Annotated in this window: 17 protein-coding genes and 1 pseudogene; 8 read left to right on the top strand and 10 right to left on the bottom strand. The window is 72.5% G+C overall.

The features are described 5' to 3' along the window. Window positions 1-2: 2 nt before the first annotated feature. From ACGFIQ_RS32475 to ACGFIQ_RS32460, 4 genes are all read right to left on the bottom strand, one after another. Entirely contained in the window at window positions 3-965 is a 963-nt protein-coding gene (locus ACGFIQ_RS32475) for a TAXI family TRAP transporter solute-binding subunit (protein ID WP_393249528.1), read from the bottom strand. Window positions 966-1062: 97 nt separating this feature from the next. Further along, window positions 1063-1725: a hypothetical protein gene (locus ACGFIQ_RS32470; protein WP_393249526.1), complete on the bottom strand. Its 663-nt coding sequence runs from the start codon at window positions 1723-1725 to the stop codon at window positions 1063-1065. Between the two features lie 109 nt (window positions 1726-1834). Beyond that, a complete protein-coding gene (gene yaaA / locus ACGFIQ_RS32465; RefSeq protein ID WP_393249524.1) occupies window positions 1835-2632 on the bottom strand; it encodes a peroxide stress protein YaaA in 798 nt (265 codons plus the stop codon). Between the two features lie 52 nt (window positions 2633-2684). Beyond that, complete coding sequence (locus tag ACGFIQ_RS32460; protein WP_393249522.1) at window positions 2685-4304, bottom strand: ArnT family glycosyltransferase; 1620 nt, start codon at window positions 4302-4304, stop codon at window positions 2685-2687. A 208-nt stretch (window positions 4305-4512) separates the two neighbouring features. Between ACGFIQ_RS32460 and ACGFIQ_RS32455 the strand changes: the two genes are divergently transcribed. Beyond that, the gene (locus ACGFIQ_RS32455) at window positions 4513-5553 is read left to right on the top strand and encodes an App1 family protein (RefSeq protein ID WP_393249520.1); all 1041 of its coding nucleotides are present in this window, start codon (window positions 4513-4515) and stop codon (window positions 5551-5553) included. 21 nt (window positions 5554-5574) lie between these two features. Here the strand turns inward: ACGFIQ_RS32455 and glgB are convergent, their stop codons facing one another. Then, window positions 5575-7677 carry a 1,4-alpha-glucan branching protein GlgB gene (gene glgB / locus ACGFIQ_RS32450; protein ID WP_393249518.1) on the bottom strand — a complete coding sequence of 701 codons (2103 nt, stop codon included), beginning with the start codon at window positions 7675-7677 and terminating at the stop codon, window positions 5575-5577. Window positions 7678-7910: 233 nt separating this feature from the next. Beyond that, window positions 7911-9986 (bottom strand): annotated as a pseudogene (locus ACGFIQ_RS32445) (maltotransferase domain-containing protein); the annotation flags it as partial. A 376-nt stretch (window positions 9987-10362) separates the two neighbouring features. On the opposite strand from ACGFIQ_RS32445, the gene ACGFIQ_RS32440 reads away from it, so the two are divergent. Both ACGFIQ_RS32440 and ACGFIQ_RS32435 read left to right on the top strand, forming a co-directional pair. Next, on the top strand, window positions 10363-11028 hold the full coding sequence (locus ACGFIQ_RS32440) for a helix-turn-helix domain-containing protein (RefSeq protein ID WP_393249516.1): 666 nt from the start codon (window positions 10363-10365) through the stop codon (window positions 11026-11028). Beyond that, a complete protein-coding gene (locus tag ACGFIQ_RS32435) occupies window positions 11007-11195 on the top strand; it encodes a hypothetical protein (protein ID WP_393249514.1) in 189 nt (62 codons plus the stop codon). Before ACGFIQ_RS32440 ends, ACGFIQ_RS32435 begins: the two co-directional genes overlap by 22 nt. A gap of 48 nt (window positions 11196-11243) precedes the next feature. Here the strand turns inward: ACGFIQ_RS32435 and ACGFIQ_RS32430 are convergent, their stop codons facing one another. After that, entirely contained in the window at window positions 11244-11819 is a 576-nt protein-coding gene (locus ACGFIQ_RS32430) for a TetR/AcrR family transcriptional regulator (protein ID WP_393249512.1), read from the bottom strand. Window positions 11820-11954: 135 nt separating this feature from the next. Between ACGFIQ_RS32430 and ACGFIQ_RS32425 the strand changes: the two genes are divergently transcribed. Then, a complete protein-coding gene (locus ACGFIQ_RS32425) occupies window positions 11955-12335 on the top strand; it encodes a nuclear transport factor 2 family protein (protein WP_393249510.1) in 381 nt (126 codons plus the stop codon). Then, window positions 12332-13162, top strand: coding sequence for an NAD-dependent epimerase/dehydratase family protein (locus ACGFIQ_RS32420; RefSeq protein WP_393249508.1), 831 nt, complete (start codon window positions 12332-12334; stop codon window positions 13160-13162). The genes ACGFIQ_RS32425 and ACGFIQ_RS32420 overlap by 4 nt, the downstream gene beginning before the upstream one ends. Window positions 13163-13333: 171 nt before the next feature. On the opposite strand, the gene ACGFIQ_RS32415 is transcribed toward ACGFIQ_RS32420, so the two are convergent. Next, window positions 13334-14584, bottom strand: a complete 1251-nt coding sequence (locus ACGFIQ_RS32415; protein ID WP_393249506.1) for a DUF222 domain-containing protein — start codon at window positions 14582-14584, stop codon at window positions 13334-13336. Window positions 14585-14815: 231 nt separating this feature from the next. Between ACGFIQ_RS32415 and ACGFIQ_RS32410 the strand changes: the two genes are divergently transcribed. Then, window positions 14816-15904, top strand: a complete 1089-nt coding sequence (locus ACGFIQ_RS32410; RefSeq protein ID WP_393249504.1) for an inositol-3-phosphate synthase — start codon at window positions 14816-14818, stop codon at window positions 15902-15904. Here ACGFIQ_RS32410 and ACGFIQ_RS32405 read toward each other — a convergent pair. Then, entirely contained in the window at window positions 15876-16370 is a 495-nt protein-coding gene (locus tag ACGFIQ_RS32405) for a hypothetical protein (protein ID WP_393249502.1), read from the bottom strand. The two genes, ACGFIQ_RS32410 and ACGFIQ_RS32405, sit on opposite strands and share 29 nt — an antisense overlap. A gap of 14 nt (window positions 16371-16384) precedes the next feature. After that, the gene (gene glgA / locus ACGFIQ_RS32400; protein ID WP_393249500.1) at window positions 16385-17632 is read right to left on the bottom strand and encodes a glycogen synthase; all 1248 of its coding nucleotides are present in this window, start codon (window positions 17630-17632) and stop codon (window positions 16385-16387) included. Between the two features lie 72 nt (window positions 17633-17704). Between glgA and glgC the strand changes: the two genes are divergently transcribed. Next, entirely contained in the window at window positions 17705-18937 is a 1233-nt protein-coding gene (gene glgC / locus ACGFIQ_RS32395) for a glucose-1-phosphate adenylyltransferase (protein ID WP_357523197.1), read from the top strand. A 31-nt stretch (window positions 18938-18968) separates the two neighbouring features. Beyond that, window positions 18969-20609, top strand: a complete 1641-nt coding sequence (gene pgm, locus ACGFIQ_RS32390) for a phosphoglucomutase (alpha-D-glucose-1,6-bisphosphate-dependent) (RefSeq protein ID WP_393249498.1) — start codon at window positions 18969-18971, stop codon at window positions 20607-20609. Window position 20610: the final 1 nt, after the last annotated feature.

Genomic DNA, 20610 nt, shown 5'->3' with positions numbered 1-20610 from the left:
CGTCAGGGTTTGGCCTCCCGGTACCAGGCGGCGGCGCCGGGGTGCAGCGTCAGCGGCGCGGTGACGATCGCCGAGCGGGGGCTCATCCGCCCCGCCGCGGGATGCGCGGCGGCCAGCTCGGCCCGCCCGTCCATCAGCAGGCGGGTCACCTCCCGGACCAACGGCTCCGGCAGGCTGGCGCTGACGATCAGATAGTTCGGGTCGGCCACCGTGGTCACCGCGTCCACCCCGTACACGGAGCGGGGGATGTCCCGGGAGACGTACACCTGGCCGTAGCACGAGCTCAGCTGCTCGGTCCATTCGCTGAGGTCCACGATCCGGGTGGCACGCTGCCGGGCCAGGTTCTCGATGCCCCACACCGGCAGCCCGCCGGAGAAGAAGAACGCGTCGATCTGGCCGGAGCGCAGCGCCGTTACCGAGTCGTCCAGCCCGAGCCGCGTACGGCGTACCGCGTCGCCGTCGAGGCGGGCCACCTCCAGCAGCCGGGTCGCGGTGATCTCGGTGCCCGATCGGGGTGCGCCGACGGAGACTCGCCGGCCGCGCAGGTCGTCGAGCGTGCGCACCGGCCCTCCAGCCGTGGTGACCAGGTGCAGCTGGTCGTCGTACACCCGGGCGACCGCCTGGACCGAGGAGCTTCCCGCGGTGCTGGTGGGCAGGACGTCGGCCTGGGTGAAGCCCAGCTCCGCCCGGCCGGACTCGACAAGTTGGACGTTCTCCGCGGAGGCGGCGGTGACCACCACGCGGGCGTCGACGTCGGGCAGTTCCCGGTTGAGGATGGCCGCCAGCGACTGCCCGAACGCGTAGTAGACGGCGGTGGTGCTGCCGGTGGCGATCCGGATCAACATCGGCTCGGTGGGGGCGTCCTGGCAACCGGCGGAGCTCGCGGACGCGGTCAGCAGCACCGTCAACAGGGCCGCCAGCCTCGCCCGGTGACGCCGGGGCCGGCGGGATGAGGTACGTCTCACGCGATGCACTGTGCGCCGTCGGACCGGTGCGCGCAAGCTCCCTACGGGAGGTGGGTCGGACGGGCGGTGGGCCGGACGGGTGCGGCCCGCGCGCCGGTCAGCAGGCCGGGCGGGCCGGCTCCAGCTTCGCGTTGCTCAGGATCCGCGTCCGGTCCGGGCCGTCGGCCACGCTGACCAGGAAACAGCCGGTGCCCGCGCTCAGCCGGGCCGGAACGTCGAGCACGGCGGCGCCGCGGATCAGCACCGCCGCCAACTCCCGGTCGCCGAGCCGCACACCGAGGATGTGCCGGCGGACGTGTCGGCCGGCCGCCAGCAGCGCGGAACGCCAGGCCGCCGCCGCGAGTCGGGTCACCAGCCGCCGGCGTGCCGGCGAGGCGCCGGGGAGCGGCCCACCGAGCAGCTCACGCCGCCCCTGCCACCAGCCCGCGTCCAACATCCGGGCGTACGTGCCGCGTTGCTCCTGGGGCACCCAGAGCCGGTGCAGCTCGTAGCGGCGGCGCAGACCCCCGACGGCGACCTCGTGGGTGACCGGGATGTCCAGCCGGGCGAGCAACTGCCGCATCCGCTGCGCGGCGTCCTCCCGGTTGAACTCCACCCCCGGCAGGTGCGCGGGGAGCGCCGCGTTCGGCCGGGCGGCGGTCGGCGACGGTGTGCAGCGCAGCAGGCAGGCGGCCTCGAACGCGTCGCCCAGCGTCAGCCAGTCCAGCGGGGGTGGCGCCGCCGAGCGCGGCCGGTCGAGCAGGGCGGGTTCGCGGGTCAACGAAGGCTCCCTCGTCGGAGTCTGGGTTCCCCTACCGTGGCCGGTTTGCCGCCGTTACGGAACTCCTCCGGCCCAGCCTTGAGCAAATCTTGCGGCTGCCGCCCCTCCGCTACAGGTCGGCGACCACCAGGTCGACCTGCCGCACGCGGCCGGGCGCGGTGGCCTGCTCCTCGACTGTGTGCTTCAACTCCCGCAGCGTGCCGACCAACTCTCTGGCGGAGCGCGGTCGGGCACCGGCGACGAGCAGGTCACGGACCAACCGGCCCTTGGTCGCCTTGTTGAAGTGGCTGACCACCGAGCGGACCGGGACGCCGTCGACCTCCCGCTCGTGCAGCACCCGCACGGTGACGGTCCGTTCGGCCAGCTCCCCACGCGGCGTCCAGGTGGCCGCGTACGCGCCGGAGCGCAGGTCCAGCACCGGGCCCCGGCCGGCGGCGGCGTCCACCGCCGGTGTCAGCTCCCGACGCCAGTACGCCGACAACGCCCCGACGCCCGGCAGGCGGGCACCGATCGGGCAGCGGTACGGGGGGATCCGGTCCGCCAGCCGCACCGCGCCCCACAGCCCGGAGCTGATCAGGATCGACCGGCGGGCCGCCCGCTGTGCCGCGACCGGCAACGAGGCCAGCTCCAGCGCCTCGTAGAGCACCCCGGTGTAGAGCCGCTCGGCCGGGGCGGTGGCCGCCTCCCGCAGCCGGGCGTTGCGGCGCAGTTCGCCCCGCTGGCCCTCGCTGAGGCCGAGCGCCGCCCGCGCCGTCGCCTCGTCCGGTCCGGCGCTCAGCGTCACCAGCGCGTCCAGCACCCGCTCGCGGGCCGGGTTCAGCTCGGGCAGCGAGAGTCGCTCCGGGGCCCAGCGCCGCCCGGTGCCGGCGTCGGCCTTGCCCTCCGAGGGCGGCAGCAGGATGAGCATCGGGGTCTCCTCGATGGGCGGGACGGCGGCCCGGCCAGCGTACGACCCGCTGTTACCGCCAGGGCCGCACCGGGGCCTCGGGGTGGTACACGCGATAGCCGCCGACCTCCCGGACCGGTGTGGTGTCGGCCCGGTCGGCGAGCAGCCGGCGCAGCCGCCGGTCCATCGGGGAGTCGACCTCCACCACGTAGCCCGGCCGTGCGGCCCGCCCCACCTGCCGCCAGTACGGGCGGTAGCGGTTCTGCCCGGGGGACAGGTCACCGTCGAGGACCGCGCAGATCACCGTCTCGTCCGTGTTGAAGATCAGTCGGTTGCAGGTCCAGTAGTCCCCGTACACCTGGTGGGGGCCGTTGGCGCGCAGCGCGGCGGCCAACTCCCGGGCCTGGCGCTCCTCGGTGCGCGACGCGGCGGTGCCGGTGGTCGCGAAGAGCACGGTGATCACCAGCGTGGTCGCGGTCAGGGCGACAAGCACGGCGGCGGACAGCGCGCCGGCGACCCGGCCGAGCACGCTGCTGGTGCCCCGCCAGGCGGTCAGCGCCGCCACCCAGAGCGGCCAGAGCACCGCCGGCAGCGACAGTTGCAGCACCGACAGGTAACGGGCGTTGTCCAGTGGGCTGGTCGCGGCGAGCGGACTGCGCACGTACGACAACAGGGTCAACGCCGCACCGGCCACAAGCGCGAGCTGCACGACCGGCCCGACCCGTTCCCCGCGTGGCCCCACGGCCGCCCGGCGGTACGCGAGTGCCGCGAGCGCCGCGCCGACCACCAGCAGCACCGGGTACGCCACCCCGAACCACTGCTGCCAGCGTCCACAACCCTCCACCGGGCAGAGCCCGTGTGCCAGCGGTACGCCCTCCAGCAGACCGCCGCGGATCCGGTCGGACCACGGCGGCGACGGCCCGGCCTTGGTGCTGACCTCCCGGAACACGGTCAGCGAGTCCTCACCCGGCCCGGCGCGCAGGTTGTCGAGGACCATCGGCGCGATCCCGACCACGACCCCGGCCACCAGCAGCAGGCCGGACCAGCCGAGCAGTTCCCGCCGCACCGCCCACACCAGGGCGAGCCCGGCCACCGCCAGGTACGGCAGGATCAGCCAGTCCGACCAGGCGGCCAGCCCGACGAGCAGGCCGAACAGCGCCACGGCGAGCCGCCGACGGCGCACCGTGCCGGCCGCCAACCCCACCGTGATCAGCAGCATCAGCAGCACCGCCGGCTTCACCTCCGGTCGGCCACCGACGACGGTGAGCTGGTCGCGGACCACCCGCTCGCCGCCGAGCGCGAGCAGGCCGACGACGACTGTGGCGAACCAGGGTGTGCAGAGCCGGCGGGTCAGCCGGTGGATCAGGTAGAGGAACAGCGCGTACAGCACGAGCATCGGCAGCCGCAGCACCGGCCAGCTCGGCCCGGCCACCGCCACCAGGGGTGCGGCCAGGTACGACTCCAACATCCCCATGTAGTGCTGGCCGTACAGGAAGACCGGGCGTTCCCGGCCCTGCCCGATGTGCAGCGCGGCGAGGCCGAAGGTGGCCTCGTCGCTGTTCGAGACCGGCACCGTGAACAGTGTCAGGACCAGCCGATAACCGACGCCGGCCAGCCCGAACAGCAGCGCGACGAGCGCCGGTCGGTCGAGTCGTGGGCGCCGTCGCCCACGGTGCTGCTCTGGATGCGACACGACCAACGCCCCCGTCGTCGTCCCGACCGGAGTGTTTCACGGACGGCGGGCGGGCCGGGCCGGATCGGCGCAGCCGGGATCGGCTCGGGTGGCCGGCCGGGCGGGTTCGGCGCGGCCGGGATCGGCTCGGGTGGCCGGCCGGGCGGGTTCGGCGCGGCCGGAGTCTGCTCGCGTGGCCGTGTCTGCCGAGGTGTGGCAGGGTTGGCGCGTGCCACCCACTCCCGCCGGCCAGCTGGCCGTTCCGAACCTGCACCGGGCTGCGCGGATCGAGGACGCCGTGCACCAGCTCGTCCAGCGCCGGCTGCGGCGCACCGGCTGGCGGGTCAACATCGTCGCGTACACCGGTTATGGCGCCCCGGGCTGGGTGCGGGTGATGTGCCGGGTGTTGCTGGGCCGACCGGACACCCGGCAGCGGGGTCGACTGGACAAGGTCCGCGGCTGGCGCAGCTTCACCACCCTGCCCAACAAGCACGTCACGGTGACCATCGAGGCCGGCGGGGTACGGCACGAGACGCAGGCCGACCGCAGCGGCTTCGTCGACACGCTCGTCGAGGCCGACCTGCCACCCGGCTGGGGCACGGTCCGGCTCAGCGTCCCGGACGCCGAGCCGGTCGACGCGCCGGTGCGCATCCTCGACCCGGAGGTCAAGTTCGGCATCATCTCCGACATCGACGACACGGTGATGGTGACCGCGCTGCCCCGGCCGCTGCTCGCGGCGTGGAACACGTTCGTGCTCGACGAGCACGCCCGCGCGGCCGTGCCCGGCATGGCCGTGCTCTACGAGCGGCTGGTCACCGCGCACCCCGGCGCCCCGGTCTTCTACCTCTCCACCGGCGCGTGGAACGTGGCGCCCACCCTGACCCGGTTCCTGTCCCGCCACCTCTACCCGGCCGGGCCGCTGCTGCTCACCGACTGGGGCCCGACCGCCGACCGCTGGTTCCGCAGCGGAATGGAACACAAGCGGGTCACCCTGGCCCGGCTGGCCCGGGAGTTTCCCGACGTGCGCTGGCTGCTGGTCGGCGACGACGGCCAGCACGACCAGGAGATCTACCGGGAGTTCGCCGCCGCCCACCCGGAGAACGTCGCCGGGGTGGCGATCCGCCGGCTCTCCCCGACGCAGTCGGTGCTGGCCGGCACCCTGCCCGCCCCGGCCGGCCGCCCGTCGTCGGGGCCGGTGGGGCAGAAGTGGCTCTCCGCGCCGGACGGCGCCGGCCTGTGGCAACTGCTGCGCGACGCCAACCTGGTCTGACCCCGCGCAGCCCTCGGGCGGTCAGCCCTGGCGGAGCCAGACGGCACCCAATGGCGGCACCTGCAGGGCGGCCGAGGCGACCATGCCGTGCCACGGCACGTCCTCGGCGCGTACCTGGCCCAGGTTGCCCACCCCGGAGCCGCCGTAGTGGTGGGCGTCGGTGTTGAGCACCTCCGTCCACGTGCCGCCGGCCGGCAGGCCGATCCGGTAGTCGTGCAGTGGCTGGGCGGAGAAGTTCGCCACGCACACCAGCGTCGAGCCGTCCGGGGCGATCCGGACGAACGACACGGTGTTGTTGGCGACGTCGTCGCCGGCGATCCAGCGGAACCCGGCCGGGTCGGTGTCCTGTGCCCACAGCGCCGGGGTGTCCCGGTAGACCCGGTTGAGGTCGGCGACGAGGCGGTGCACGCCGGCGCGGGCCGGGTCGTGCAGCAGGTACCAGTCGAGGCCGCGTTCCTCGCTCCACTCCCGGTCGTCGGCCAGCTCGGAGCCCATGAAGAGCAGTTGCTTGCCCGGGTGCGCCCACATGTACGCCAGCAGCGCGCGCACGTTCGCCAGCCGCTGCCAGGTGTCGCCGGGCATCTTGCCGGCCAGTGAGCCCTTGCCGTGCACCACCTCGTCGTGGCTGATCGGCAGCACGTAGTTCTCGCTCCAGGCGTACGCCAGGGAGAAGGTGAGCTGGTGGTGGTGGTGCTGGCGGTAGATCGGGTCCTTCGAGGTGTAGAGCAGGGTGTCGTGCATCCAGCCCATGTTCCACTTGAACCCGAAGCCCAGCCCGCCCTCGGCCGTCGACCGGGTGACGCCGGGCCAGGCGGTGGACTCCTCGGCGATCATGACGACCCCGGCGTGGTGTTTGTAGACCGTCGCGTTCACCTCCTGCATGAGCGCGATGGCCTCCAGGTTCTCCCGACCGCCGTACTGGTTCGGGGCCCACTGCCCGTGCTCCCGGGAGTAGTCCAGGTAGAGCATCGAGGCGACGGCGTCCACCCGCAGCCCGTCGACGTGGAACTGGTCGCACCAGTAGAGCGCGTTGGCGACCAGGAAGTTGCGCACCTCGTTGCGACCGAAGTCGAACACGTACGTGCCCCAGTCGGGGTGCTCGCCGCGGCGCGGGTCGGGGTGCTCGTAGAGCGGGGTGCCGTCGAAGCGCGCGAGGGCCCACTCGTCCTTCGGGAAGTGCGCGGGCACCCAGTCCAGGAGCACGCCGACGCCGGCGGCGTGCAGCCGGTCCACCAGGTACCGGAAGTCGTCCGGGTCACCGAACCGGGACGTCGGCGCGTAGTAGCCGGTGACCTGGTAGCCCCACGAACCACCGAACGGGTGCTCCATCACCGGCAGGAACTCCACGTGCGTGAAGCCCAGCTCGGTCACGTACGCGGTGAGCTGATCGGCCAACTCGCGGTAGCCCAACCCGGGCCGCCACGAGCCGAGGTGCACCTCGTAGACGCTCATCGGCTCCTGGTGCGGCTGCCGCTCGGCCCGTCGGGCCAGCCAGTCCGCGTCGTTCCACAGGTACGTCGAGTGGTGCACCACCGAGGCGGTGGCCGGCGGCACCTCGGCGTACGCGGCCAGGGGGTCGGCCTTGTCCCGCCACTGCCCGTCGGCACCCAGCACCCGGTACTTGTAGCGGGCACCGACCCGGGCGTTGGGGACGAACAGCTCCCACACGCCACTGGAGCCGAGTGACCGCATCGGCCAGCCGTCGTCGGGGGCCCAGCCGGTGAAGTCGCCGACCACCCGCACCCCACGGGCGTTGGGCGCCCACACGCTGAACGCCACACCCTCGTCGAAGACCCGCGCGCCCAGCGCGTCCCACAGCCGCTCGTGCCGGCCCTCCCGGATCAGGTGCAGGTCCAGCTCACCGAGGGTCGGCGGATAGCGGTACGGGTCGTCGTACGCGGTGCCGTCGACCTCCACCCGGTAGTCGAGCACGGTGCCGTCGACCTGGGCCTCGAAGACGCCCACGTCGTGCACCCGCTTCATCGGGTGCCGCTCGTCGCCGACGAGCAGCACCACGTCCCCGGCGCCCCGGCGCATCGTGCGGATCGTCGTCGAGGAGTCGGCGGGGTGCGCGCCGAGCAGCGCGTGCGGGTCGTGCGTCGCGCCGGTGATCAGCTGGTCCATCTGTCGTCCTTCGGGGCGGCGTCGGTCGGTGCGGAGGCGGACGGGCGGGGCGCTGCCGAACGGGCCGCCGCCGAGCGGGCAGCGGATCCGCGGGCCGCCACGGAGCGGGGGTCGGACGGGCGGGTCGCCGCCGGGCGCGGGGCCGCCGCCGGCTCGGTGCTGGCTGTCGGTGCGGTGCTGGCGGCCGGCGCGGAACCGGCTGTCGGTGTGGCGCTGGCTGTCGGTGTGGCGCTGGCTGTCGGGTTGGCGCTGGCCGTCAGGACCGGGGTCGTCGGCGCGGTGCCGCCGGAGAGGTCGTCCGGCACCTCGGCGACGGTGAGGTCCGCCGGCTCGGCGCCCGCCGGCTGCGGCTCGGTCGGCGGGGCCGGCCGACGCACGGTCAGCACGTGCGCCGGTTGCAGGTACGGGTCGAGCCGCACCGCGTTGCGCTGACCCCAGTCGTAGCTGGTGCCGGTCAGCTCGTCGTGCACGGTGAACCGCTCGTGCCAGTCGAAGCCGAGCGCCGGCATGTCGAGGGTGGTGTTGCCCCACTGCACCTCACGCGGGTCGAACGAGCAGATCACGATGACCGTGTTGCCGGTCTCCGGGTCGTGCTTCGACCAGCACAGCAGCGCCGGGTTGTCGATCTCGTGGAAGACCAGGTTGCGAAGCTGGTGCAGGGCCGGGTTGTCGCGGCGTACCCGGTTGAGGGTGGCCAGGAACGGCGCCAGCGAGCGGCCCTGGGCCTCGGCGCCGGCCCAGTCGCGGGGGCGCAGCTCGTACTTCTCGTTGTCCAGGTATTCCTCCGCGCCCGGCCGGGCCACGTGCTCGAACAGCTCGTAGCCCGCGTACAGGCCCCAGGAGGGGGAGAGCAGCGCGGCCAGCACCGCCCGGATCTTGAACATCGGCGGGCCGCCGTGCTGCAACGACTCGTGCAGGATGTCCGGTGTGTTCGGCCAGAAGTTCGGCCGCATGTGGTCGGCCGACGCGACCAGCTCCTCGCAGTACTCCCGCATCTGCGCGGCAGTCGTGCGCCAGGTGAAATAGGTGTACGACTGGGTGAAGCCGATCTTGCCGAGCCCGTGCATGATGGCCGGCCGGGTGAACGCCTCGGCCAGGAACAGCACGTCCGGGTCGACGGACTTCACCTCGGCGATCAGCCAGTGCCAGAAGTCGAACGGCTTGGTGTGCGGGTTGTCGACCCGGAAGATCCGGATGCCCTCGCCCACCCAGTGCAGCACCACCCGCAGCACCTCGGCCCGGATGCCCTCCGGGTCGTTGTCGAAGTTGACCGGGTAGATGTCCTGGTACTTCTTCGGCGGGTTCTCCGCGTACGCGATGCTGCCGTCGGCCCGGGTGGTGAACCACTCCGGGTGCTCGGTGACCCACGGGTGGTCCGGTGCGCACTGCAACGCCAGGTCCATCGCCACCTCCAGGCCCTGCGCCGCCGCCGCCTGGACGAAGGCGCGGAAGTCTGCCGGCGTACCCAGATCGGGGTGGATCGTGTCGTGGCCGCCCTCGGCGGCGCCGATGGCCCACGGCGAGCCCACGTCGGTCGGCCCGGCGGTGAGCGCGTTGTTGCGGCCCTTGCGGTTGACCCGGCCGATCGGGTGGATCGGCGGCAGGTAGAGCACGTCGAAGCCCATCGCGGCGACACCCGGCAGCCGCTCGGTGGCGGTTGCGAAGGTGCCGGACCGGTCCTGCGTCGCCCCCTCCGAGCGGGGGAAGAACTCGTACCAGGCCGAGTAGAGGGCCCGCTTGCGGTCCACCCAGATCGAGTACGTGTCACCTGTGGTGACCAACTCGCGCACCGGGTGCTCCCAGAGCAGGTCGGCCAGGGCCAGCGCCGGGCCGACCCGCTGCGGCAGCGGCAGGTCGGTCTCGACGAGGGCGGTGAGCGCGTCGGCGACCCGGGGCCGGTCGACGGTCGGCACGAGGCCGCGGGCGGCGGTCAGCACCCGGGCGCCCTCGGCCAGGTCGTTGGCCAGATCCTCCGGCCCCTGCCCAGCGGCGATCTTCTTGGTCACCGCGTTCTGCCAGGTCAGGTACGGGTCCTGGAACGCCTCGACGGCGAAGGTCCACTCGCCCACTGCGTCCGGTGTGATGGTGGCGTGCCAGCGGTCCTGGCCGGGCTCGCCGGGGCGCATCCGGGTGAACGGCCGGCTCGCGCCGGCCGGGCCAGCCCACACCACGTTGCAGCCCAGCGCGTCGTGCCCCTCCCGGTAGGCGCGGGCCGACACCGGGACCGGCTCGTCGACCACCGCCTTGGCCGGGTACCGCCCGCACGAGACGACGGGGGAGACGTCTTCGATCGGGAACCGTCCAGTCACCCCGCCAACCTACTGCCCGAGATCCGTTCGTGCGCGGCCAAGCCCGCCGGTCCGTCCCTCCCCGAGGTCACGCGCGAAGATCCACACGCGTTCCTTGAAACCGCGGTATCGACGCGACCCGGATGCGGCGGTTTCCTGAAACCCGAGTGGATCTAGGCTGGCGAGGGGCGAACGGGGTCGGACGGGCCGCTGCCGCCCGCGTACCCGATTGTTGGGGCGCGGCCTCCGCAGCCGGACGGGGATCGGGTGCCCGGTCCGCCCCGGCCGACGCGGGCGCCGCTCACCCGGCGGCAGTACTCCTACGGAATCGCGATCGCGGTGGTCGTACTCGTGCTGTTTGTGGTGGGGGTGCTGCGGTGAGCGCGACGGGCCGGCGGTGAACGAGCTGCCGGTGGGTCGCCGGGTCGCGCAGTGGCGGGTACGGCGCAACATGACGCAGCAGCAGTTCGCCGACCGGCTCGGCAAGTCGAAGAGTTGGGTGGACAAGGTCGAGCGTGGGGTACGCCGGTTGGAGCGGGTGTCCAACCTCCGGGAGGTCGCCGAGACGCTGCGCATCGACGTGGAGGTCCTGCTGGCCACCCGGCCCGTGCGGCCAACTCCGGTGGCCGCCGGGGTGGACGGGATCCGGACGGCGCTGGCGCGCTACCACCTGCCGGGCACGGAGCGACCGCCGTTGGTTGAGGAGTTGTGTGCCCGGCTGGACCATGCCGAGCAGAGTTATCGGCACGCCCGGTATCCGGCGTTGCTGGCACTGCTGCCCGGCCTGCTCGACGCCGCGCGCGAAGCGCAGGCCGCCCGTGAAGCGCAGGCCGCCCGCCCCGGCGCGACTGACGCGCTGGCTTGGGCGGTGCGGGTTTTGGCGGTGCGGGGTTTGGCCGGGCGGTGGTCGAGGCCGGGCGGGTGGTGGCCGAGGCGGCCCTGGGCGACGTCACCACGGCCACAGCTCGGCACGAGCGGCTGGTGGCCGGCGAGGAGTGGCGGTGGCTGCCGCCCGAGCACCGGGCCGCGTACCTCCTCGATGTGGCCCGCGCATACGCCCTGACCGGCGACATGCTTCGGGCTGGCCGGACGCTGCTCGACGCGGAACGCACCGCCCACAGCGAGGTGCACGACCGCCCGGCGGTACGAAAGCTGGTCGCCGTGGTGTGGCGGTCCGCCGACGCGCCCGCCGGCATCGTCCAACTCGCCACCACCCTCGGCGTCGCCTGACGGGCGTCACCTGGCCGGCGCGGATGGTGGCGTGCCGGTCCGGGGGAATCAGTCAGCGCGGTGGCCGTCGTCCCCGAGGACGGAGCCGACAAGTGCGGTCAGTCCCTCGTGCCACCGGGCTTCGGGCCAGTCGCGCAGGTGCTCTACCAGGTCGCTGCGGACGGCGGCGAGCAGGGCGTGGGCGAGGTAGTCCGCCGTCTGCGGGCCGCGTGCCTCCGCGACGAGGCCGGCCAGCAGGGCGTGCCAGTGGTCGTACGCCTCATTGCGGTACGGGCTGCCGCTCCCGGCGCTCTCCAGCGCCAGCGTGAGCACCCGGTTGTCGAGCTTGAAGCGCAGCATGGCCCGCAGCAGTTCGACGGCCTGCTCCGCCGCCGGCCGGGTGGGTGGCACCGCGAGCTTGGGTGACACCGGGAGCGCAGCCTGCAACCGCAGTCCCCGTTGCTCGTAGAGGGCGCGGATGAGCCCGATGCGGTCGCCGAAGCGCCGGAACAGGGTGCCCTTGCCGACGCCGGCTGCGGTGGCGATGTCGTCCATCGACACCTGATCGGGGTCGGCTGCGGCGTCGAAGAGACGCCCGGCGGCGGCTAGCACCGACTCCCTGTTGCGTAGCGCATCGGCCCGCACCGGGCCCCCTCTCGCCAAACGGACTAGCGGTCCGTATAGTTTAAGCGGACCGGCGGTCCGAATCTTATCGCGACCGTCCCGGACGACGAAAGGACGATCATGTCGGACCACCCCACCGCCGTGTTCCATCGCGGCATGGAGCTGCTGCTCGCCAAGGACATGGCCGGATTCATCGCGCTGTTTGCCGAGGATGCGGTGCTGGAGCTCCCGTTCGCACCGCCCGGCCAACCGCGCCGGGTGGCCGGACGCGCCGAGCTGCACGAGTACCTGATCAATTACCCCGCCCTGCTCGACGTCCGCGAGATCCGCGATCGAACCGTGCACGAGACCAGGGACCCCGAGGTCATCGTCGTCGAGTTCGTCGCCGCCGGCTTCGTCGTCGCGACGGGTCGACCGTACGATGTGCGCTACATCGCCGTCCTGACCATCCGGGACGGGCGGCTCGTGCACTATCGCGACTACTGGGATCCGATCGCCGCACAGGAGCTGCTCGGTGGCGGCCTGGTGCGCTCATGATCCTGGTCATCGGTGGCACCGGGACCACCGGCCGTATCGTCGCCGCCACGCTTGCCGAGCGTGGTCATCCCACCCGGATCGCCAGCCGACGCCCCGCCACCGGAGGGGTCCGCTTCGACTGGCGCGACCCGACCACCCACCCGGACGCTCTGGGTGGCGTGCGCGCGATCTACGCCATTCCCCCGGTCGGCGAGGTCGACCCGGCACCGATCATGCTGCCCTTCCTCGATCGGGCACGCGACGCCGGTGTCCGCCGGGTGGTTCTGCTCAGCTCCTCGGCCGTCCCGCCCGCCGAGCACGGACTGGGCCTGGTGCACGCACGCCTCGGTGAGCTGTTCGCGGAATGGGCGGTACTGCGGCCGTCCTGGTTCATGGAGAACTTCGTGGGTGAGCGGCCGTACGCCGTGAGCGCCCGCGACCATGGCGAGATCGTCAGCGCCACCGGCACCGCCCGGGTCGGCTTCGTCGATCCTGCCGACATCGCCGAGGTGGCGGTGCGGGCTCTCACCGACCCGACGCCGCACAACACCGACCACATCATCACCGGACCAGAGGCACTGAGCTACGACGCTGTCGCCGCCGTCCTCACCGAGGTCGGTGGCCGGCCGGTCCGGCACCGCGCGATCGACGCGGCGGAACTGGCCGAACGCCACAGCGCGAACGGCATACCGCCGGACTTCGCCCGCTTCCTCGCGAGCCTGGACACGGCGATCGCGGCAGGCGCGGAGGACCGGACGACGTCGACCGTCGCAGACGTGACAGGTCGTACGCCACGATCCTTCCGGGACTTCTGCCGGGACCGCCTCCGCGCCGACCGCACTGGCTGACACCCGGCCGGCTGTCGGTGTCCTGTCCAGAGTTTGGGACGCGGCCGTCGGGCGGCCCTCCGAGGCGGAGAGTGGCCCGGATCCCGGTGTTGTACCCGGACCAATCTCCAACGCGGCCGGTCGCCGTCCGGGCGGGCCCGCCACAGGCCGGCCAGGGGCTTGACACGCGCCCTAGTTACGCCGGTGGTAGTGGTTGCGGCGGGGGATCTGGTCGGGGTCGAGCCACGCCGGTGGGATGAATTCCGGATGGCCGTCGCCACCGAGCTGGACGACCCAGTCGCTGTGGTGGAGGTGCCGGTGGTGGTGGCCGCAGAGCAGCACCGCGTTGGCCAGGCTGGTGTCGCCGCCGTCGGCCCAGTGCCGGATGTGGTGACCATCGCACCAGCGGGGCGGGCGGTCGCAGCCGGGGAACGCGCAGCCCCGGTCTCGGAGCACCAGGGCCCGTCGTAGCGGCCCGGTGACGAGGCGGCGTTGTCGGCCGACGTCGAGGGGTTGGCCGGAACCACCGAGGACGGCCGGCAGGACCGCCGCGTCGCAGGCGAGCCGACGCACGGCCTCGGGGGTGAGGTGTGCGCCGATGTCGAGAGCGCCGGTGCCCAACTGCTGGGTCAACCCGTCGTAGCTGGTGGTGACGACGATCTGGGCGACGTCTCCGCCGTTGTCGGGTAGCTCGCCGGTGCGCAGGGCCAGCCGGCACACGTCGCCGAGGGCGTCGTGGCGGCGTTGGCCTGGGGTGCGGGTGTCGTCGGGGCCGCTGGGAGCGGTCAGTGGGTCGATGGCGGCCCGCAGGGTGGCGGCGGCCTCGGTGTCGAGGATGCCGGTGAGGCGTAGCCGGCCGTCGGGCTGCTCGCTGATGGTGACGTGCCGGTCCCGGGCGGCCCGTGACTCCTGTGCCCGCAGTGCGGCTTCGGCGGCGGCGTCGGCGACCTCGGGGGCGACGTGGTCGAGGATGCGGGTGCCGAGTTTGCGTAGCAGGGTGGCGTCGAACTGCGCCGCCCACTCGACGAGGACGCCGACGGCCTTGTCGGCAGCCTCCGCGCCGGCGTTGGTGTGGACTGTCTCGACCGTGGTGGCGATGACCCGGACCTGCTCCACGTCGACCGCCCCGCCGGCCAACGCGTCCCGCACGCCGTCCGGCGCGGTGTCGAGTGTCGCGGCCAGCTCGACCAGGCGGCGGGCGGCGCCGACGCCGAGGCGTAACCGGTCGCGTAGCCACACCGCCGTGGAGGACGCGCCCTGCGCGGTCGCGGTGCCGCGACCGTCCAACTCACGCACGAGGCTCAACTTCACCGCGGCCAGGCGTTGCTCGATGCGGTGTGTGTCGTCCAACGCCGCCACGAGGTCGTCCTCGGCCGCAGCCCAGGCGGGCGTGTCGAAGCAGGCCGCCACCGCGGCCTCGGCCTGCGCCAACGCTTCAATCACACCAAGAGATTGGCACACGTGTACGACACTTTCCGGCACCGTCGAAGGTCCGGTTGGAGTGGATCACCGAACCTCCGCGCGAGGGGCTACCTGGCGTCGCCCTCCCATGGGCCGTACCAGCAGGCCGTGCGTTCCGTCCGGGCCCTGCACGCCACTGCCCACGGCGTCGACCAGCACGGTGACGATCGGGCGAGGGCCTCCGCGCGCGCGGAGGTGACGTAGCCTCCCGCCATGATCGAGCGGGTGAAGGTGGCGGTCGTCGGGGTCGGCAACAACACGTCGGCGTTGGTGCAGGGGCTTGCTCTCTACCGCCAGAGCGGCAGTCTGGTCGGGATCCGTCGGCCGACGATCGACGGGCTCGGGGTGGGCGACATCGACGTGGTGGCGGCCTTCGCCACCTCCGCGGAGAAGATCGGTCGGGACCTGACCGAGGCGATCTTCCTGCCGCCCAACAATTTTCCCCGGCTGAACTGCGACCTACCCCGAGCGGGTGTGCCCGTCACGAAGGGCCTTGTCGACGCGACGGAGGTGGAACGGGTAGCGGCGGTGCTGGCCGGGGCGGAGGTGCTGCTCTACTCGGCGCCGAGCGGCCGGCCGGAGACCGCCCGGGCGTACGCCGAGGCGGCGCACACCGCGGGCGTCGCCTTCGTCAACACCACGTCCGACCCGGTCGCCCGCGACCCGCACCTGCTGGACAGGTTCGCGGCGGCCGGTCTGCCGCTGCTCGGCGACGACCTGGCCAGCCAGTTCGGCACCTCGGTGCTGCACAACGCGCTGCTGCGGCTCCTTCAGGAGCGGGGCCTCACCCTGGTCAGCTCCTACCAGGTCAACCTGGGCGGCACCGAGGACTTCCGCAACCTGGTCGACAACCCCAACACGAAGAAGCAGTCAAAGCTCAACGCCCTGTCGGAAGGCCACCCTGCCGGTCAAGCCGCCGCCGGCCACCCTGCTGCTGCCCATGCCGCCGCAGGCCAACCTGCCACTGCCCATGCCGCCGCAGGCCAACCTGCCACCGTCCGACCCGCCGCCGGCCGAAGCGTCACGGAACAACGGGCCGCCGGCACGGTCGAGGTGGCTCCGCTCGGTTACCTGCCGCACCTGCGCTCGCAGAAGGTGGCTCACCTCAACATCGAGGCGCAGGGTTGGGGCGAGACGGCGGTGAGCCTCGACGTGAAGCTGACCGTGCATGATCCCAGCGGTGCTGCCGGCGTCAACATCGACCTCGTCCGCATCGCGGCCAGCGCGCTCCGGGACGGGCGTGGTGGGTTTTCCGCCGAGGCGACGTCGTTGCTCAAGTCTCCTCCGGGGACGGCGGTCTGAGGCCGGCGGTGAGCAGGCGTTCGATGCGCGCGTACTCGGCGGCCATCTCCGGTGTGGCGAGGACGTCGTCGAGGTCGGCCGAGACCTGGAAGTCGATCTCCACGACCGAGCGGATGGCGAGTTCGTAGAGCTCCCAGCGCTGGTTCTCCTCCAGGTAGGTGGTCCAGTGTTCGAGGGCGGTGATGACAGTCACGACCCCCTGATCCAGGTCGCCGTCGGCGAGGATGCCCTCGTCGATCCGCACCAGTTGGGCGCGCAGCTCCGTCGCGTCGGCCGTCCGGACGTTCTCGCGGGCACTGGTCAGCGCCGCCCACGCGTCCTCGGTCAGCTCGTCGTCGGCGGCGGTGTCGAGCAGCTCCTGGCGGACCAGCCGGGTGACCGTCTCCAGGCCGAAGACGCGCAGGTCGTCCTCGTCCGCCCCGACGACCAACCGAAGGATCGCCGCTTCGAGTTCGTCGTACCGCATGTCGCTCGCCGCCCTCAGCCCGCGCCGAGACCCGCGCCCGCGCCGCCGCCCGCGCCCAGACCTGCGCCGACGGAGCGGTACACGTCGAGGGTCTGACCGGCGATGGCGTCCCAGGAGAAGTGCTCCACCGCGCGCTGGCGACCGGCCAGGCCGAACCGCTCGGTACGCGCCGGATCGGCGAGCAGCGTGTTGATCGCCGCCGCCAGGTCGGCGACGAACGCCTCCGGCCGCAACGGGGTCCCGGAGCCGTCGGTGGCCTGCTCGATGGGGACCAGCAGGCCCGTCTCACCGTCGGCCACGACCTCGGGAATGCCGCCGGTCGCCGTCGCCACCACCGCCGTCTCGCAGGCCATCGCCTCCAGGTTGACGATGCCCATCGGCTCGTACACCGAGGGGCAGACGAAGACGGTGGCGTGGGTGAGCACCTGGATCACCTCGGGTTTGGGCAGCATCTCGGCGACCCAGACCACGCCGGAGCGCTTGGCCCGCAACTCGGCCACCAGCTCCGCCACCTCGGCGGCGATCTCCGGAGTGTCCGGCGCTCCGGCGAGGAGCACGAGCTGGGTGTCGGCCGGCAGCTCCCGCGCGGCCCGCAACAGGTAGGGCAGCCCCTTCTGCCGAGTGATCCTTCCCACGTAGACCACGCTGGGTCGGGACGGGTCGACGCCGAGCCGGTCCAGCACGTCGGTGCCGGAGTCCGGGGCGTACTGGATGGTGTCGATGCCGTTGTAGACCACCCGGACCCGGTCCGGGTCGATCTGCGGGTAGGCGGTGAGCACGTCGGTGCGCATCCCGCCACTGACCGCGATCACCGCGTCGGCGGCCTCCATCGCGGTGCGCTCGATCCAGGACGAGAGCGCGTAGCCGCCGCCGAGCTGCTCGGCCTTCCACGGCCGCAGCGGCTCCAGGCTGTGCGCGGTCACCACGTGCGGCACCCCGTGCAGCAGCTTCGCGGTGTGACCGGCCAGGTTGGCGTACCAGGTGTGGCTGTGCACCACGTCGGCGCCGGCCGCGCCGGCGGCCATCTCCAGGTCCACGCCCATCGTGCGCAGCGCGGCGTTCGCGCCGGTCAGGCCGGGCGGTTCGGGGTACGCGGTGACGCCCGGCTCGGTGCGCGGCTGGCCGAAGCAGTGCACCCGTACGTCGGCGCGGCGGCGCAACTCCCGGGCGAGGTACTCGACGTGCACCCCGGCGCCGCCGTAGACCTCCGGCGGGTACTCGCGGGTGAGCAGATCGACGCGCAGCGGGGTGGGTTCCGTCATGACCCCGCACCCTAATGCAGAAGAGTCCCCGTACGAGTGGTGAAGTCCGACGCGGGTGGATAGCGTCGGGGCATGGCTGCCAAGGTGCTCGCGATCGTCCTGGCGGGTGGGGAGGGCAAGCGCCTGATGCCACTCACCACGGACCGGGCCAAGCCGGCCGTCCCGTTCGGCGGGATGTACCGCATGGTCGACTTCGTCCTCTCCAACCTGGCCAACGCCGGCTATCTCAAGATCGTCGTGCTGACCCAGTACAAGTCCCACTCCCTCGACCGACACATCACCAAGACCTGGCGGATGTCCACGCTGCTCGGCAACTACGTCACCCCGGTGCCCGCGCAGCAGCGTCGTGGCCCGTGGTGGTTCGCGGGCTCGGCCGACGCCATCTACCAGAGCTTCAACCTGATCCACGACGAGCAGCCCGACTACGTGATCGTCTTCGGCGCCGACCACATCTACCGGATGGACCCGCGGCAGATGGTGGAGGACCACATCGCCTCCGGCGCCGCGGTCACCGTCGCCGGCATCCGCCAGCCGCTGTCGATGGCCGACCAGTTCGGTGTCATCGAGGTCGGCGAGGACGGCAAGCGGATCCGGGCGTTCCGCGAGAAGCCCACCGACGCGGTCGGTCTGCCGGACGCCCCCGACGAGATCTACGCCTCGATGGGCAACTACGTGTTCACCACCCGCGCTCTCTGCGAGGCGGTCGAGCGTGACGCGGAAGACAAGACCAGCAAGCACGACATGGGCGGCAGCATCATCCCGATGCTCGTCGAGCGGGGCGAGGCGAACGTCTACGACTTCCGCGACAACGAGGTGCCGGGCAGCAACGACCGCGACCGCGGCTACTGGCGCGACGTGGGGACGCTCGACTCGTTCTACGACGCGCACATGGATCTGATCAACGTGCACCCCGTGTTCAACATGTACAACTTCGAATGGCCGATCTACACCGAGCAGCCGCCGTGGCCACCGGCGAAGTTCGTCCACCAGTGGGGTGAGCGGGTCGGCCGGGCGGTCGGTTCGATGGTCTCCCCGGGCGTGGTGATCTCCGGCTCACTGGTGGAGAACTCGATCGTCTCGCCCAAGGTGCGGGTGCACTCCTGGGCGCACGTCGAGGGTTCCGTGCTGATGGAGGGTGTGGAGATCGGCCGGCACGCGGTCGTCCGGCGGGCCATCCTGGACAAGAACGTGTTCGTCCCGGAGGGCGCCGAGATCGGCGTCGACCTGGAAAAGGACCGGCAGCGCTACACCGTCTCCGACAATGGCATCGTGGTGATCGGCAAGGGCCAGAAGGTCGTACCGTGACCGAGCCGCACTCCCCGAGGAGGTTCCCGCAGTGACCCACCCCCGTGCCGGCCAGCTCGCCGAGCCCGCCGACCTGGTCGACGTGCCGCGCCTGGTGACCGCCTACTACGCCGAGCATCCGGACCCAGCGGACCCGGCGCAGCAGGTCTCCTTCGGCACCTCCGGCCACCGCGGCTCCAGCCTGCGCAACGCGTTCAACTCCGACCACATCCTGGCGGTCACCCAGGCGCTCTGCGACTACCGACGCGAGCAGGGCCTGGACGGGCCGCTGTTCCTCGCCCGGGACACCCACGCGCTGTCCGCCCCGGCCGCCGTGGACGCCCTGGAGGTGCTCGCCGCCAACGGGGTCACCGTGCTCGTCGACAGCCGCGACGGCTACACCCCGACGCCGGCGCTGTCGCACGCGATCCTCACCCACAACCGGGGGCGGACCAGCGGGCTCGCCGACGGCATCGTCATCACCCCGTCGCACAACCCGCCGGACGACGGCGGCTTCAAGTACAACCCCACCAACGGCGGGCCGGCCGACACCGACGTGACCCGGTGGATCCAGGACCGCGCCAACGCGATCCTCGCCGCCGGGCTCAAGGAGGTCCGCCGGATCAGCTACGCGCGGGCCCGGGCCGCGGACACCACCGGGGAGTACGACTTCCTCGCGCACTACGTCGACGACCTGCCCGCGGCGATCGACATCGACGCGATCCGCGACGCCGGGATCCGGATCGGCGCGGACCCGCTGGGCGGGGCGAGCGTGGCGTACTGGGGGGAGATCGCCGAACGGCACCGACTGGACCTGACCGTGGTCAACCCGAACGTCGACCCGACCTGGCGGTTCATGACCCTGGACGGCGACGGCAAGATCCGGATGGACTGCTCCTCGCCCAACGCGATGGCGTCGCTGATCGCCGCCCGCGCCGACTACCAGATCTCCACCGGCAACGACGCGGATGCCGACCGGCACGGCATCGTCACCCCCGACGCCGGCCTGATGAACCCCAACCACTACCTGGCGGTGGCGATCGGGCACCTGTTCCGGACGCGTACCCAATGGGGTCCGGACGCCGCGGTGGGCAAGACGCTCGTCTCCTCGTCGATGATCGACCGGGTCGCCGCCGACCTGGGTCGGCCGCTGCTGGAGGTGCCGGTCGGCTTCAAGTGGTTCGTGCCCGGCCTGCTGGACGGCGCGGTCGGCTTCGGCGGTGAGGAGAGCGCGGGGGCGTCGTTCCTGCGCCGGGACGGCTCCACCTGGACCACCGACAAGGACGGCCTGCTGCTCTGCCTGCTCGCCGCCGAGATCCTGGCCACCACCGGGCGCAGCCCGAGCGAGCACTGGGCCAAGTTGGCCGAGAAGTTCGGCGCGCCCGCGTACGCCCGGATCGACGCACCGGCCACCCGGGAGCAGAAGGCCGTGCTCGCCAAGCTCTCCCCGGAGCAGGTGACGGCGACCGAACTCGCCGGCGAGCCGATCACCGCGACGTTGACCACCGCGCCCGGCAACAACGCCCCGATCGGCGGCCTGAAGGTGAGCACGAAGTCCGGCTGGTTCGCGGCGAGGCCCTCCGGCACGGAGGACGTCTACAAGATCTACGCCGAGTCCTTCCAGGGCCCCGACCACCTCAAGCAGATCCAGGAGGAGGCCAAGAACCTGGTCGACCAGGCCCTGACCGGCTGAG

It is taken from the genome of Micromonospora sp. NPDC048898, assembly GCF_043198035.1.
In the GTDB taxonomy this organism is placed as follows: domain Bacteria; phylum Actinomycetota; class Actinomycetes; order Mycobacteriales; family Micromonosporaceae; genus Micromonospora.
Note: the sequence above shows the minus strand (reverse complement) of the source record. Positions and strands in the feature narration are given on the sequence as shown.